The organism is Flavobacterium sp. NRK F7, from assembly GCF_024054195.1.
Lineage (GTDB): Bacteria > Bacteroidota > Bacteroidia > Flavobacteriales > Flavobacteriaceae > Flavobacterium.
This window is the reverse complement of the sequence record NZ_JAMXLB010000001.1, coordinates 1,246,773-1,262,108: the sequence shown is the minus strand read 5'-3', so window position 1 is coordinate 1,262,108 and position 15,336 is coordinate 1,246,773. Positions and strand designations below refer to the sequence as shown.

19 protein-coding genes are annotated in these 15,336 nt (G+C 32.6%); 15 read left to right on the top strand and 4 right to left on the bottom strand.

What is annotated here, in order from left to right; genetic code table 11:
* The 11 genes from NHF47_RS05365 to NHF47_RS05315 all read left to right on the top strand — a co-directional run bounded on the left by NHF47_RS05365 (position 1) and on the right by NHF47_RS05315 (position 6,206).
* Positions 1–285, top strand: a complete 285-nt coding sequence (locus tag NHF47_RS05365) for a GNAT family N-acetyltransferase (RefSeq protein WP_252763965.1) — start codon at positions 1–3, stop codon at positions 283–285.
* A gap of 2 nt (positions 286–287) precedes the next feature.
* Positions 288–695 carry an OsmC family protein gene (locus NHF47_RS05360; protein ID WP_252763964.1) on the top strand — a complete coding sequence of 136 codons (408 nt, stop codon included), beginning with the start codon at positions 288–290 and terminating at the stop codon, positions 693–695.
* A 30-nt stretch (positions 696–725) separates the two neighbouring features.
* Complete coding sequence (locus tag NHF47_RS05355; protein ID WP_252763963.1) at positions 726–950, top strand: (4Fe-4S)-binding protein; 225 nt, start codon at positions 726–728, stop codon at positions 948–950.
* Between the two features lie 3 nt (positions 951–953).
* On the top strand, positions 954–1,487 hold the full coding sequence (locus NHF47_RS05350) for an NADPH-dependent FMN reductase (RefSeq protein WP_252763962.1): 534 nt from the start codon (positions 954–956) through the stop codon (positions 1,485–1,487).
* 87 nt (positions 1,488–1,574) lie between these two features.
* Positions 1,575–2,105 carry a YceI family protein gene (locus tag NHF47_RS05345; RefSeq protein ID WP_252763961.1) on the top strand — a complete coding sequence of 177 codons (531 nt, stop codon included), beginning with the start codon at positions 1,575–1,577 and terminating at the stop codon, positions 2,103–2,105.
* Positions 2,106–2,238: 133 nt separating this feature from the next.
* Positions 2,239–3,111: an ACP S-malonyltransferase gene (gene fabD, locus NHF47_RS05340; protein ID WP_252763960.1), complete on the top strand. Its 873-nt coding sequence runs from the start codon at positions 2,239–2,241 to the stop codon at positions 3,109–3,111.
* Between the two features lie 74 nt (positions 3,112–3,185).
* A complete protein-coding gene (locus NHF47_RS05335; protein WP_252763959.1) occupies positions 3,186–3,974 on the top strand; it encodes a HipA family kinase in 789 nt (262 codons plus the stop codon).
* Positions 3,952–4,335, top strand: a complete 384-nt coding sequence (locus tag NHF47_RS05330; protein ID WP_252763958.1) for a DUF3037 domain-containing protein — start codon at positions 3,952–3,954, stop codon at positions 4,333–4,335. Before NHF47_RS05335 ends, NHF47_RS05330 begins: the two co-directional genes overlap by 23 nt.
* Positions 4,336–4,431: 96 nt before the next feature.
* Positions 4,432–5,250: a heat-shock protein Hsp90 gene (locus tag NHF47_RS05325; RefSeq protein ID WP_252763957.1), complete on the top strand. Its 819-nt coding sequence runs from the start codon at positions 4,432–4,434 to the stop codon at positions 5,248–5,250.
* 5 nt (positions 5,251–5,255) lie between these two features.
* Positions 5,256–5,930: a peptidoglycan DD-metalloendopeptidase family protein gene (locus NHF47_RS05320; protein ID WP_252763956.1), complete on the top strand. Its 675-nt coding sequence runs from the start codon at positions 5,256–5,258 to the stop codon at positions 5,928–5,930.
* 42 nt (positions 5,931–5,972) lie between these two features.
* Entirely contained in the window at positions 5,973–6,206 is a 234-nt protein-coding gene (locus NHF47_RS05315) for a hypothetical protein (RefSeq protein ID WP_252763955.1), read from the top strand.
* A gap of 55 nt (positions 6,207–6,261) precedes the next feature.
* Here the strand turns inward: NHF47_RS05315 and NHF47_RS05310 are convergent, their stop codons facing one another.
* The 3 genes from NHF47_RS05310 to NHF47_RS05300 all read right to left on the bottom strand — a co-directional run bounded on the left by NHF47_RS05310 (position 6,262) and on the right by NHF47_RS05300 (position 9,817).
* Positions 6,262–7,452 (bottom strand): glycerophosphodiester phosphodiesterase, encoded by a 1,191-nt coding sequence (locus NHF47_RS05310; RefSeq protein ID WP_252763954.1) that lies wholly within the window; start codon positions 7,450–7,452, stop codon positions 6,262–6,264.
* A 152-nt stretch (positions 7,453–7,604) separates the two neighbouring features.
* Positions 7,605–8,618 (bottom strand): UDP-glucose 4-epimerase GalE, encoded by a 1,014-nt coding sequence (galE, locus tag NHF47_RS05305; RefSeq protein WP_252763953.1) that lies wholly within the window; start codon positions 8,616–8,618, stop codon positions 7,605–7,607.
* A 71-nt stretch (positions 8,619–8,689) separates the two neighbouring features.
* Positions 8,690–9,817 (bottom strand): DegT/DnrJ/EryC1/StrS aminotransferase family protein, encoded by a 1,128-nt coding sequence (locus NHF47_RS05300; RefSeq protein WP_252763952.1) that lies wholly within the window; start codon positions 9,815–9,817, stop codon positions 8,690–8,692.
* Between the two features lie 93 nt (positions 9,818–9,910).
* On the opposite strand from NHF47_RS05300, the gene NHF47_RS05295 reads away from it, so the two are divergent.
* From NHF47_RS05295 to NHF47_RS05285, 3 genes are all read left to right on the top strand, one after another.
* Entirely contained in the window at positions 9,911–11,161 is a 1,251-nt protein-coding gene (locus NHF47_RS05295; protein ID WP_252763951.1) for a 3-deoxy-D-manno-octulosonic acid transferase, read from the top strand.
* Positions 11,162–11,296: 135 nt separating this feature from the next.
* The gene (locus tag NHF47_RS05290) at positions 11,297–13,456 is read left to right on the top strand and encodes a S46 family peptidase (RefSeq protein WP_252763950.1); all 2,160 of its coding nucleotides are present in this window, start codon (positions 11,297–11,299) and stop codon (positions 13,454–13,456) included.
* Between the two features lie 154 nt (positions 13,457–13,610).
* Positions 13,611–13,832, top strand: a complete 222-nt coding sequence (locus tag NHF47_RS05285; RefSeq protein ID WP_140997159.1) for a hypothetical protein — start codon at positions 13,611–13,613, stop codon at positions 13,830–13,832.
* Positions 13,833–14,062: 230 nt separating this feature from the next.
* Here the strand turns inward: NHF47_RS05285 and NHF47_RS05280 are convergent, their stop codons facing one another.
* On the bottom strand, positions 14,063–14,416 hold the full coding sequence (locus NHF47_RS05280; RefSeq protein WP_252763949.1) for a DUF1508 domain-containing protein: 354 nt from the start codon (positions 14,414–14,416) through the stop codon (positions 14,063–14,065).
* Positions 14,417–14,674: 258 nt separating this feature from the next.
* Here NHF47_RS05280 and NHF47_RS05275 point away from each other — a divergent pair, with 258 nt between their 5' ends.
* Positions 14,675–15,325, top strand: a complete 651-nt coding sequence (locus tag NHF47_RS05275; RefSeq protein WP_252763948.1) for a hypothetical protein — start codon at positions 14,675–14,677, stop codon at positions 15,323–15,325.
* The last annotated feature ends 11 nt before the right edge of the window (positions 15,326–15,336 follow it).

Here is a 15,336-nt window from a genome sequence, read left to right as displayed (position 1 = left end):
ATGACACCAACAGTCCAATTAGAAACCAACGACAAAAACGGTTCCTTCTACATTGAAGTAGACGGAAAATTAGTCGCAAAAATGACTTTTGTTTATGCTGGTAATGATAAAATAATCATCGATCATACCGAAGTAAATGAAGCTTACAATGGCAAAGGCTTTGGAAAACAAATGGTAGCTCAAGCGGTTGCTTTTGCTCGTGAGAAAAACTTAAAAATTATTCCTTTGTGTCCTTTTGCGAAAAAAGTTTTCGAAAAAACACTAGAATATCAAGACGTACTATAATTATGGGACAATTATTAGAAAATGATGTATTAGGACATATCGGTTTACAAAAATATAAATGTACCATTTCATGGCGAAATGGTACATTTATAATGGATGAACCTGAAAGTATTGAAGGTAAAGATTTAGGTCCAGATCCCTACTCTACTCTTTTAGCTTCTTTAGCGGGTTGTACTTTGTCTACTTTACGAATGTATATCAACCGAAAAGGATGGATTATTCCAGAAATAAAAATTTCCTTAAATTTATATCAAGAAAACACTCCTGAATTAAAAACAACCATAACACGTACCATTACTTTTTCAGAAAACATTGAAGAAGATATTAAAAACAGATTACTACTAATTGCAGAAAAATGTCCAGTCTCTAAAATTTTGAAAAACAAAGTCGTAATCGAAACCACAATTTAATTGTATTTTTAACAAACTAAATAACAATATATGAATCCGAAAGACATTACAAAAGAATACACTAATGGTGAAGTAACCATAGTATGGCAATCTGGAAAGTGCATTCATTCTGGAAATTGTGTACGAAACAATCCTGATGTTTTTAAACCAAGAGAAAAACCATGGATTACACCTGAAAATTCAACTACTGAAAAAATTATTGCAACTGTGGAAAAATGTCCATCAGGTGCATTAACCTATTATAAAAACAAATAAATAATGGCGAAAAAAATTATTGCTTTTGGAGCATCAAACAGTAAAAAATCAATTAATAAACAATTAGCCACTTATGCTGCAGGTCTTTTTACCAATGCAACGACAGAAGTTTTAGATTTAAATGATTTTCCTGTACCAACATATTCCATAGACATTGAAAAAGAAGAAGGTTTTCCTCAAGCGGCTCATGCTTTTTTAAACAAACTTGCAGAAGCTGATTTACTTGTGATTTCTATGGCAGAACATAATGGAAATTATACAGCCGCTTTCAAAAGTCTTTTCGATTGGATGTCTCGCATCAATGTAAAATTATTTCAAGGTAAAAGTATATTCCTTTTAGCAACTTCTCCAGGAGCTCGTGGCGGTAGTTCTGTTTTAGAAATTGCTGAAGGAAGGTTTCCTAGACATGATGGTATTATTGAAACTACTTTTTCATTGCCTAGTTTTAATGATAATTTTGATACTGATAAAGGGATGATTACTAATTCTGATTTAGATAACGAATTAAAAGAAAAAGTTAAAAAAATAAACTTCTAATCTTTTCTTAATCTAGGTTAAGTGACACTCTAATCATCTGATTGTAAATTTGTAGTGTAATTAAAAACATAATTTAAAATAAAAAATATGGCAACTACAAAATGGACAATAGATTCCACACATTCAGAAATAGGTTTTAAAGTAAAACACATGATGTTTACAAATGTTTCCGGGAAGTTTGACTCTTATGAAGGCGTAATTGAAACAGAAGAAAATGATTTTTCAACGGCAAAAGTTTCTTTCTCAGCAGCAATCAACTCTATTAACACGAGTAATGTAGATAGAGATAACCATCTAAAAAGTGGTGATTTTTTTGATGCAGAAAACTTTCCAAATTTAACTTTTAAAAGTTCATCATTTTCAAAAGTAAACGATCACAATTATGAACTAACAGGCACACTAACTATTAAAGGCACTTCAAAAGAAGTAAAATTACCTGTAGAATTTAGCGGATTAATGCAAGACCCATGGGGAAATACAAAAGTAGGTTTAAACATTGAAGGTAAAATCAACCGAAAAGATTGGGGATTAAATTGGAATGCCGCATTAGAAACTGGTGGCGTATTAGTAGGAGAAGAAGTTAAACTAATCATTGAATTACAATTAGTTAAAGCCTAATTTTAACTTTCAAAAAGAATACACCTTATAGATTTTAGAATTTGTAAGGTTTTTTTATGCTTAAAAAAGTCTATTTTTGTTACCGATTATGAATACATAAAAAACATAACGCATTAAAAATTAAACGAAACAAATGAAAGCATACGTATTTCCAGGTCAAGGAGCCCAATTTACAGGAATGGGAAAAGACTTATATGAAAATTCGGCAATTGCCAAAGAATTATTTGAAAAAGCGAATGAAATTTTAGGTTTTAGAATTACTGACATCATGTTTGAAGGAACAGCAGAACAATTGAAAGAAACCAAAGTAACACAACCTGCAGTTTTCTTACACTCTGTAATTTTAGCAAAAACATTAGAAGATTTTAAACCAGAAATGGTAGCAGGACATTCTTTAGGTGAATTTTCAGCATTAGTTGCTAATGGTACTTTATCTTTTGAAGATGGTTTAAAATTAGTCTCTCAAAGAGCATTAGCCATGCAAAAAGCTTGTGAAATAACGCCTTCCACTATGGCTGCCGTTTTAAACTTAGAAGATAAAATTGTAGAAGATATTTGCGCTAGTATCGATGGTGTAGTTGTAGCAGCCAATTACAATTGTCCTGGCCAATTAGTAATTTCTGGAGAATACAAAGCTGTGGAAGCTGCCTGTGAAAAAATGAAAGAAGCTGGTGCCAAAAGAGCTTTAATTTTACCTGTTGGTGGAGCTTTCCATTCGCCTATGATGGAACCAGCAAGAGAAGAGTTAGCAGCAGCAATTGAAGCTACTACTTTTTCTAAACCTGTTTGTCCTGTTTACCAAAATGTAACAGCAAATGCGGTTTCAAATCCAGAAGAAATAAAGAAAAATTTAATCATCCAATTAACTGCACCAGTAAAATGGACACAATCTGTCAATCAAATGATAGCGGATGGAGCAACTAGTTTCACAGAAGTAGGTCCAGGAAAAGTATTGGTTGGCTTAGTGAATAAAATCAATAAAGAAGTAGCTACTCATTCAGCTTAAAAAAATAAAAGTAAAAAACTCCGATATTTTATCGGAGTTTTTTTTAGCTACCTTTGTTTAAAAGTTTTTTAGTAATGAATTTGAATTTGCGAACCGTAAATGTAACCCGATACATTACTCCGCTTCGAGAAGGAGGCTCTTTACCTGCTTTAGCTGAAGCAGATGACGATTTTAAATATGTATTAAAATTTAGAGGCGCTGGACACGGAGTAAAGGCATTAATCGCAGAATTTTTGGGTGGTCAAATCGCAAAAATACTTGGGTTGCCAGTTCCTGAGTTGGTTTTCGCTAATTTGGATGAAGCTTTTGGAAGAACAGAAGCAGATGAAGAAATTCAAGATTTACTAAAATTTAGTCAAGGGTTAAATTTAGGGTTGCATTTTTTATCAGGTGCATTAACCTATGATGCTGCAGCAAATGATTGCGATGCTTTATTGGCTTCGAAAATTGTTTGGCTGGATGCTTTTATTACCAATGTTGATCGTACCTTCAAAAACACGAATCTACTGCTTTGGAAAAAAGAACTTTGGCTCATTGATCATGGTGCTTCCTTTTATTTTCATCATTCTTGGACCAATTGGGAAACTACTGCGAAAACCCCTTTTGCGCTCATCAAAGATCATGTTTTGTTACCCAAAGCTACACAATTAGAAGCAGCTCATGTTTTTTGCACCAATACTTTAAACTCTGCTATTTTAAAGGAAATCGTCAATCAAATTCCAGATGAATGGTTGGAATGGGAAGATCAATCCATGTCTCCAGAAACTATAAAAGAAGTTTATTTCCAGTTTTTGACGATTCGTTTACAACATGCAGAATTATTTTTAAAACAAGCTCAAGATGCACGAAAAACACTTATATGATTATACGATAATTCGTGTAGTACCTAGAGTAGAGCGCGAAGAATTTATCAATGTAGGTTTGATGCTATTTTGCAAACGTCAAAAATACCTGCGTATTCAATATCAAATTCCAAAGGAAAAAATAATTGCTTTTTGTCCCAAATTCGATTTGGAACAATTACAAGTAAACTTAGAAGCTTTAGTTACTATCTGTGAAGGTAAAAAAGAAGGTGGTCCAGTTGCACAATTTGAAAAAGAAGAACGTTTTAGATGGATTAGTGCTGTTAAAAGCTCTAGTATACAAACGTCTCGACCTCATGCAGGATTTAGCAATAATTTAGACCTAACCTTTGAAAAATTGTATAATGAGTTAGTTACCTAACATAAATCTGTTAATAAAAGGTCAAAACAAAACAGTTGTAGAACATTTCATTTTCAGTTTATTACTTTTATAATGTATTAAAAAAACAATTTAAAAATGAAAAATAAAATTCTATTTTCTGCCCTTTTTATAAGTTTCTTCTTCTCTTCATGTCAGGAAAACACAAAAAAGGAAGAAATAAAAACAGAAGAAACTCAAGTTACAGAACAAATTGTAAAAGAAACTCCAGAGTTCACTAAAGGAATTGAAACCACACATAAAAAAGCAGCTTTTATGAGTAATGAAGTAGTGAGTTACGATTTAGTAGTTCAGTTTGGAGGCAAAGATTATTTAGCAGCAAGATTCACGCAAACGGTAACTGGAAGCAAAATAAAGATGGAAAGAACTAATGGAGAAATCGTTATTTTTGATGGTAATAATGTCTTTACCAATAAAACGGATGCCAACCTTCAAAGTGACCGATTTGATATTTTTACTTGGTCTTATTTTGTAACTATTCCTTATAAATTAAATGATAATGGGACCATTTGGTCTGACTTTCAAGACAAACCATTTTATGACACTAAGCTACATACAGGAAAATTATCTTTTGAAGCAAATATTGGTGATGCACCAGATGATTGGTATGTCATTTATAAAGATGAACATAATTATTTGGTAGGAGCTGCTTATATTGTAAGTTTTGGCAAAGGAAAAGAAGTCGCTGAAAAAGAACCTCACGCGGTAAAATATAATCATTTTTCAGAGGTAGACGGTATCCCTTTTGCTACAGAGTGGACGTATCATATGTGGACTAATGAAACTGGATTTGGAGAAAAAATTGGTAATGCTACTTTATCAAATATAACTTTCTCAAAAACAACCGACAATCTTTTTAACAGACCAAAAAATGCAATTGTAGTACCTCTGAAATAATCAATATGACCCATTTTTTAGATATTTTAAAAAACTTAAAGGATGTAAAAGTAATCGATGCCTCGATTGACTATTCATTATATACGCCTATTCAACTAGCTGCATCTAATAAAGATTTAACACCTTCAGTACTAAAAGATGCTGAAGCTTTTGAACAATATATTGAGAATCATTTAGCCAAAAACAAAGCCAAAGTCGCTTATGGCGGTTATTTAGAAACACGCAATCTTTATAAAAGAAGTACCGTTTTTAATGATGCAATTACCGATGAACGCAATATTCATATTGGTTTAGATTTATGGATTAAAGCAGGAACAGCTGTTTTAGCAGGTTTAGATGGAACGATACACAGTTTTCAAAACAATACGGCATTAGGAGATTATGGACCTACTATTATTTTGAAACATCAAATTGAAGGGATAACTTTTTATACCTTATACGGTCATCTTAGCTTAGAAAGTCTCGACAACAAAAGTATTGGTCAAACCGTAAGAAAAGGAGACTACATTGCTACACTTGGAGCACCACCAATAAATGGTGATTATGCACCACATTTACATTTTCAAATCATCCAAGATATGGAAAACAAAAAAGGAGATTATCCAGGAGTTTGCAGCAGTAAAGACTTGCCTTTTTATAAGTCGAATTGTCCTAATCCAAATTTCTTGCTAAAGATTTAAATTTTAATTACATTTGAAAGGATAATATTTAAAATAAACAATATGAAAAAATTATTTTTAACAGTCGTATGTGTGGCAAGTTTACTAGTAGTTTCATGTAAAGAATCTACACAAGACAAAGTAGAAGAGGCAACTGAAGCGGTAGGCGAAGATATTAAAGAAACTACTCAAGATGCAGTAGAAACTATCGACACCGCCATGACAGAAGTAGGTAACGATATCGAAAATGGTGTGGATAATGTAAAAGAAGAAGTTAACGAACACGTTGAAAAATAATTTTCAACCTTATAGATTAAAAAAAGCTCCAAAAATGGAGCTTTTTCTTATTTAATTATCTTGCTAATAAAGCAGTATCTGTAAAATCTGTAAACAAACCATCCAACCCTAAATTATAAAAGGCCTGGTATTCTAAAATAGGATTATTATGATAATTACTTAACAATCTTCTACTTTCATTTCTAAAAGTGTAAGCATGCACTTGCAACCCTTTAGCGTGCGCTCTTTCAACTAAATCACTAGGTTCTAAAGCCGTTTTATCGGCATCGTTTATTTTCCCATCCGCATTCATATCATCAGCAAAAGTATCTTGGTTTGTATCTGTGCCTTTGTAAGAAATAAGGAAAGGTTTCCAAGGTCCGATTCCGTCCGCATAGGTTTTCACAAAATTCAATCCTGCTTCTGTGGTGAAATAACTGTAATCTCTAGAATCACCTTGTAAATGCCAATCATAAGGCTTTCCATAAGAAACGGTTTCTCCATTAGGAACTTCAAAAATTAAATCCCCATTTAAAGCAACATCATAACAACTGAGTAATTGAATAATTTTAACGGTAGATTTAGATCGAATATACTGCAGATTACTCACTTCAAAAGATTGCACAAATACCGGAGCTGATTTATCATTCCAGCCTGCAGTTGTTAATGCTTCTAACAATTTATCAGAGATAGGTAAATTAAGAGCTTCATGAAAAGCAGGGTGTTTGGTTTCTGGATAAATACCAATTGTTTTTCCTAACTGTGTCGATTTTTCCTTCACCAAAGCAATCACTTCATTAAAGGTAGGGATTTCATACAAATTATTGTATGCTTGAGAGCGTTCTGAAAAAGCTTGTTTGGCACGCAATTGTTTAATTTCTGCCAATGTAAAATCGGAAGCAAACCAATCTTCCACAAGTACACCATCAATATCTTTAGTTGATTTTTTTGAAGCAAATGCTGCAATTTCCGAAACATTTGTTGTTCCTGACAACATCGGCTCGTGTCTTACCACTAATACACCGTCTTGGGTCATAACTAAATCGGGTTCGATAAAATCAGCACCTAATTCGATTGCTTTTGCATAAGCAGCTAAAGTGTGTTCGGGCAGGTATCCTGAAGCCCCCCTATGTGCCACAATTAAAGGATCTTTCCCTGTTAAAGTAGGATACTTAGAAGTAGGTATTACTTCTGGAGTGCTGTCATCTTGATTACATCCCATAATCAATACTGCAGTAATTGCAAAGAATGTGTTTTTAAAAATCATGTTATAATTTGTTTGTTTGAAATGCAAAACAGCATCTTTTTTTCAAATAACAGATTACCCGATTGTTAAAAATAGATTATTAAAAATGTCAAAAAAAACACCAAAATCGATATCTTTTGGTGTTTTCTATTCGTTTTAGTATTACTTTAAACTTACTTTCTAATTTTTTGTTCCCATTTCCAGGCACTTTCTAAAGCTTCTTCAAGAGAAGATGCTGCTTTCCAACCTAAGACAGAATTGGCTCTATCTGTATTAGCATAAGCCGCTACAACATCACCTTCTCTTCTACCTACAAGTTTATAATTTAATTTTTCTCCACTTACCTTTTCAAAAGCAGTTATTACCTCTAGTACTGAACTTCCAGTTCCGGTCCCTAAATTAAAAACCTCTACTTTATCTTCATTTTTATGCTGCATCAATCGTTGTAAAGCTACCACATGCGCTTTGGCTAAATCTACCACATGAATATAATCTCGAATAGCTGTTCCGTCTGGAGTGGGATAATCAGTACCATATACGGAAAGTTGTTCTCTTAAACCTATGGCTGTTTGTGTAATATAGGGTACTAAATTTTGAGGAACACCTATGGGCAACTCACCAATAGCAGCACTAGGATGCGCTCCAATAGGATTGAAATAGCGTAAAAGAATAGCGTTAATTTCAGAAACTTTTGCCACATCTTCAATTATTTCTTCTCCAATTTGTTTGGTGTTGCCATAAGGGGACATTGCTTTTTGTACAGAGGCATTCTCCGTTATAGGCATTTTTTCTGCTTGTCCATACACTGTACATGATGAACTAAAAATAAATTGCGCTTTAGGTAGCTTTTGCAATTCTTGCAACAAATACACTAATGCCGTAACGTTATTTTCATAATACAGCAATGGATTCGCTACACTTTCACCCACGGCTTTAGATGCTGCAAAATGAATAACACCAAAAATATCATTATATTTCTGAAACAATTCTTGAACCGATTTCTTATCCCGTAAATCTATTTTCTCAAAAAAAGGTTTTTTACCCGTTATTGAGAAAATTCCCTCTAAAACTTGCTCCGAAGAATTAGACAAATTATCTACAACAACAACTTCAAATCCTTCATTCTGTAATTCAACAACGGTATGAGAACCAATAAAACCTAAACCTCCTGTAACTAATATCCTCATCTTTTATTTTTCAATTATTCGATAGCTTGATTGTTAGATTTTCTTACTTATCTATTAATCCAAAAACATAATTACACAAATTCTAAAATGGCATCCGTTATAAACTTAATCTGTTCATCGTCTAATTCAGTATGCATTGGTAAAGCAATCACTTCTGCACATAATTGATTGGTTACTGGAAAATCTTCTTCTTTGTAACGGGAATCGGCATACGCTTTTTGTTTGTGTAAAGGAATAGGATAATAAATAGCACAAGGAATTTGTTTGTTTTGTAAGTGAGCCAATAATCCATCTCTTTTCCCATTTGTAATGCGAATTACATATTGATGGAACACATGGCAATCACAAGTATCACAAATAACCGGTACTATAATATGTTCATTTACACCTAAAGCTGCAGAATATTTTCTTGCCGCATCCTGACGTGCTTTATTATAAGCATCTAAATGCGGAAGTTTTGCTTTTAAGACTCCAGCTTGAATACTATCTAAACGGGAATTCACACCGACCACATCATGATGATAACGCTCATACATTCCATGGTTTACAATACCCCTCAGCGTATGTGCTAATGCATCATCATTGGTAAAAATAGCGCCTCCATCTCCATAACAACCTAAATTTTTTGATGGAAAAAAGGAAGTGGCACCCACATGACCTATTGTTCCTACTTTTATTTTTTCTCCTTTCGCATTGGTATAATCCGCTCCAATGGCTTGCGCATTGTCTTCAATTACATATAAATTATGCTCGTTTGCAATTTCCATAATAGCATCCATATTGGCTGCACGTCCAAATAAATGAACCGGAACAATCGCTTTGGTTTTGGGTGTAATTGCTTTTTTAATTCCTTCTAAAGAGATGTTCATATTGGTCATATCTACATCTACCAAAACAGGAGTTAATTGTAATAAAGCAATTACTTCTACAGTAGCAGCAAAAGTAAAATCAGCAGTAATTACTTCATCACCAGGTTTTAAATCCAATCCCATCATGGCAATTTGTAAAGCATCCGTACCATTTGCACACGGGATAACATGCTTTACTCCTAAGTATTTTTCTAAATCTGCTTGAAATTGGTGAACCAAAGGACCATTAATATAAGTATTCGTATCTAAAACTTCTTGAATAGAAGCATCAACTTCCGTTTTTATTTTTTCATATTGACTTTTCAAGTCAACCATTTGTAATTTTTTCATTCGCATAAATTTGGTAACACAAAAGTAAGAAATTATATGCTACTTTTTCGGTTAACCAAAAAGAAACGTATTTTAGCCGTAAAATTGATATTCATGTTTTTTTTATATAATCTTCTGGCCATTTTTGCGGGCTTTTTACTAAAAATAATTGCACTTTTTAGTTCCAAAATAAAATTATTTGTAAATGGTAGAAAGACTGTTTTTGCAACTTTAAAAGAAAGAATTCAGCCTTCCGATAACGTAATTTGGTTTCATGCTGCTTCTTTGGGCGAATACGAGCAAGGATTACCTGTAATGGAAGCTATAAAAGCAACGTATCCTCATCATAAAATTTTGCTTACATTTTTTTCTCCATCTGGATATGAAGTTCGAAAAAAAAACACCATCGCTGACCTTACGGTGTATTTACCTTTAGACTCCAAAAAAAACGCAATTGAATTTATCACCTTGGCACATCCGGAAATGGTGTTTTTTATCAAGTATGAATTTTGGCCTAATTATTTACAACAATTGCAGCAAAGACAAATAAAAACCTATTTAATATCTGGTATTTTTAGAGAAAAACAAGTTTTTTTTAAATGGTATGGCGGTTTTTACAGAGCAGCACTACATAGTTTTGAACATTTCTTTGTCCAAAATGAAAAATCAAAACAATTAATACAATCCTTAGGTTTTACCAATGTCACACTTTCAGGCGATACTCGTTTTGATCGCGTGCAAATGATTTTAGAAAGAAACAACACCTTAGATTTTATTGAACAATTTACATGGAATGCCTCTAAAAATGAGAAAGCTACAATTATAGTTATTGGAAGTTCGTGGCCTAAAGACGAACAATTAATTGTGAATTATATCAATCAAGCTCCTGAAAATGTAAAATTTATTATTGCACCTCACAATATTAAATCAGAACAAATTGCGCATTTGAAATCCCAAATAGAACAAAAAACAATTTTATTTTCAGAGAAAGAAAATCAAAATTCTCTTTCGGAATATACCGTTTTCATTATAGACACCATTGGAATTCTGACTAAGATTTATTCCTATGCTGACATCGCTTATGTAGGTGGCGGTTTTGGAAACCCAGGCGTTCATAACATTTTAGAGCCTGCAACTTTTGGAGTACCAATCGTTATTGGTCCAAATTTTGCGCATTTTGCTGAAGCCACAGCTTTAGTTCATTTAGAAGGATGCATTTCCATTTCCAATTTTAATTCTTTAAAAAATGCTTTCGACTTATTACTTCAAAATGAAGACGAACGCTATGAAAAAGGACATATTTGTAGCACATTTGTACAAATGAATCAGGGTGCTACACAAGCCATTCTTCGTTATTTAAAATAAAGTAAAGCATTGCTTATTTACAATTATAGCATGCGAATCAACTCATCTTATTTTAGTAGCATAAATCTGCATATACATTTTTTTTAAAGCGATTAAAAATTCCGTAAATTGCGCGCTATAACAAACCTATCAATTATGAAGTTTTTAAAATTACTGATTTTATTATTCACAATTCCTATTTTTTCACAACAAGGAGGTATGTGGATCCCCTCTTTATTAAAAGGGATGAATGAAACCGAGATGAAAAATCTAGGTATGAAAATGACCGCGGAAGACATTTATGATGTCAATAAATCCAGTTTAAAAGATGCCATTGTACATTTTAACGGTGGCTGTACTTCTGAAATCATTTCAAATCAAGGACTTATTTTAACCAATCACCACTGTGGTTATGATGCTATTCAAAGTCATTCCTCTGTAGAACATGATTATTTACAAGATGGTTTTTGGGCTAAAAACAAACAAGCCGAATTACCGAATCCTGGTATGGTTGCTACCTTAATTGTTAGTATTAATGATGTAACTACACAAGTATTAGAAGGTGTAGCTACTCTTTCATCAGAAGCTGAAAAACAAAAGAAAATTCAAGAAAACATTTCAAGTGTACAGAATACTTTCGCAAAAGAATCTTGGCAAGAAGCTAAAATCAGAACGTTCTATGAAGGCAATCAGTACATTCTTTTTGTAACGGAAACTTTTAAAGACATTCGACTTGTAGGTGCGCCTCCAAGTTCCATTGGCAAATTTGGATCAGATACGGATAATTGGGTATGGCCAAGACATACAGGCGATTTTTCTATTTTTAGAATTTACGCCAATAAAGACAACAAGCCTGCAGAATATGCAGCAGACAATATCCCTTATACTCCGAAACACTTCTTACCTATTTCTATTGATGGAATTAGTGAAGATGATTTTACTTTAGTATTTGGGTTTCCAGGAAGAACACAAGAATACTTGCCTTCCTTTGCTGTAGAACAACTTGTTAATACATTAAATCCAGCAAAAATTGAAATTCGTGATGCCGCTTTAAAAGTACAAGATGGTTTTATGAGAAAAGACAAAGCTATCAAGATACAATATGCTTCCAAATATGCTAGCGTTGCCAATTATTGGAAAAAATGGATTGGTGAAAAACAAGGTTTAGAAAAGTCAAATGCTATTAAAATTAAACAAAATTTCGAAAGTGAATTTTCCAAAAGAGTTGAAAATGCTGGTAAAAGCACAGAATACGGAACTTTATTAAAAGATTTTAAAGAGAATTATACTAAAATAAATGATTATGCCTTAGCGCGTGATTATTTTAATGAAGTCGTTTTAAGAAATACCGAATTACTTAGCTTTGGTTTCCAACTGTATCAATTGGAGCAAATTTTTAATACTAGAGGCGAACAAGCTTTTATGGATCGCAAACAAAACGCTTTACTACGTTTTGAAGATGCTTATAAAGATTTCAATCCTACCGTAGACGAACGTGTTTTTGAACAATTAATGCGTTTATACAGTACGAAATCTCCTTTTATACCTCCAAGTTTAAAATCGGAAGATATTACCATTTTAGCCAAAAACATCTACAATAATTCAAAATTGACATCTTATAAAGGGGTTCAGGAATTATTAGCGGGTGACAGTAATTTAGTAATAGAGCAATTAAATAATGACAAAGGATATCAATTAGTAAAATTACTAGCCGATTATTATGCTGCGAATGTCGCTGGAACTTATAATGAGCTTAATTTAAAAATTAATGCTTTACAAAGAGACTACATGAAAGCACAATTGGAACTCTTTCCAGATGCTCGTTTCTTTCCAGATGCTAACAGTACACTTCGTGTCACCTACGGTAAAGTAAAAGGCTACAGTCCGAGTGATGCCGTTTACTACCAACCTGTAACTCATTTAGAAGGTATTATTGAAAAATACGTTCCTGGAGATTATGAGTTTGATGTACCAGCAAAACTAATTGAATTATATAATACCAAAGATTATGGTATCTATGGAGAAAACGGAAAAATGCCAGTTTGTTTCATAGGAACCAATCATACAACGGGTGGAAATTCAGGTAGTCCTGCAATTGATGCTTCAGGAAATTTGATAGGATTAAATTTTGACCGTGTTTGGGAAGGTACGATGAGCGACATTCATTACGACCCATCAATTTGTAGAAATATTATGGTGGATATTCGTTATGTTTTATTCATTGTAGACAAGTATGCAAATGCAACAAATTTGATTGAAGAAATGAAATTAGTGCATCCTAAAAATTCAACAAAGAAATCTAAGAAAAAAAGATAAGATTTTTTATTTTTTTTGGCATGTAATTTGCTCATAATGAACACTAGAGTGAAGAATAAAAATTTTTAAAAAAAAATTCAAAAAATATTTTGTCAAGTCAAAAAATTTATATCTTTGCTCCGAATTAATAATTAACCTTTTATAATTTAGTAAGATGAAAAAAGTTGTTTTAAGTTTAGCATTAGTTGCTATGATGTTCGTTTCTTGTAAAGAAAATAACGCTGAAACTCCAGCTGAAGAAACTGCTGTTGAAGCTGTTGAAGCTGTTGAAGCTACTGCAGAAGAGGCTGTTGAAGCTGTTGAAGTTGCTGCTGACTCAGCTACTACTGCTGTTGAAGAAGCTACTGAAACTCCAGCTGAAACTCCAGCTAAGTAATTAGTTGCTAACTAGCAAAAAAAATCAAGCTCCACACGGTGGAGCTTTTTTTATGTCTTATTTTTTCAAAAAGATTATTTTATTCTTTCACACCCCTTAAAAAATACCCTTACTTCTTTTAAAAACAGTTTTTTCCTTATAAATATGTTTTTTTTTACTAAAATAAAAAAGTAACACTGTGTAAAACAAGTGTGTAAAATTTTTACACTTTAGTTTTACAAAAAAAGGATTCATTCAAAAGTTGCAAAAATATCTTCATCCGAAGAAAAATCTAAAATTTCTGCCAAAACCCCATACTTTACAAATTCATCTATACCTTTTTGAAGTAATAATTGCGTGGAATATTTTCTGCTTACCGCGATTTGTTTATCGTCTAAAATAATCCGAAAGAAGAACTTACCATTTCCCGATCTAAAACGCATAAAAATTAGTTTTTCAATATTCGCTTGCAAATGCAAAATATGCTCTTCACATTCAAAGCGCAACTCAAAACTATTACTGGTAAAAATAGTTTTTCCTTTACGAGAGGTTAATTCGTACTTATACTCCCCATTCAATCGTTTCGTAATTACAAAAGTTGCCATGTTTCATGTTTGTTAATTGCAGTGTCGCAAAATACTATTTTGAAATTAACTACAAAACAATATTAAAAATAAGTTATCAAGAAAATCATCACATTTCAATTTCGTAAAATCTATTTTGAACTAAAAAAAAGGGGAAATACCCGTTACAATTTCAGGTACAAACCCCTTTTAATCAATATATTATAGAATTAATTTTATGTTTTTATTGACGTAAGCCGAAAAGTCAACAATAGAGTAGGCAATTAAAAAAATAAAAACATGAAACTAAAAACAATCAGCTTAATTGCATGTCTTGCTTTGGGGGTATTCATACTCTCACAATGCAAGCCAAGAAAATCATTATTGTATAATGAAGCAGGAAATTATTTGGTTGATGGAAATTTCCTCATCCAAAGTACAAAAGAAATCTCCTCAGGAGATATTGAAAAATTACTAGCGTTAAACAAAGAGTATGCTGATCAAATTAAAGGAAAAGCATTTCTTTCTTATCTCGTAAACACGCAGCAAATTCAATTTATTCAAAGAATTCAAAATCTAGATCGAATATCTAGAATTCAAAGAATCAATTTTATCCATAAAGGATGCTTTGAAACCGCACAAATCGACTGGTCTCAATTTGGTGATTTAAAAAGTCAATTAGACGAAATTTTAAACAAATACAAACCCGAGTTAATCAATGGCAATGTTGCAATTAGCAATAATCAAATTGCAACTAAAGCAGTTAGAATGAGCGACAAAGACATTAATACGCTGTCAAAATTAAGCATTTACGGTCTTGATGACGCTAATATTTGTGGGGATTTTATGGGAGTAAATAAATATTCTAGAGTTTTATTCCGAGTGAACAATGTAGCTCCAGATAAAGAATTACAAACTCGCTTAGAAGGGGTTATTCAACAATACCGTTAAACACAAGACAA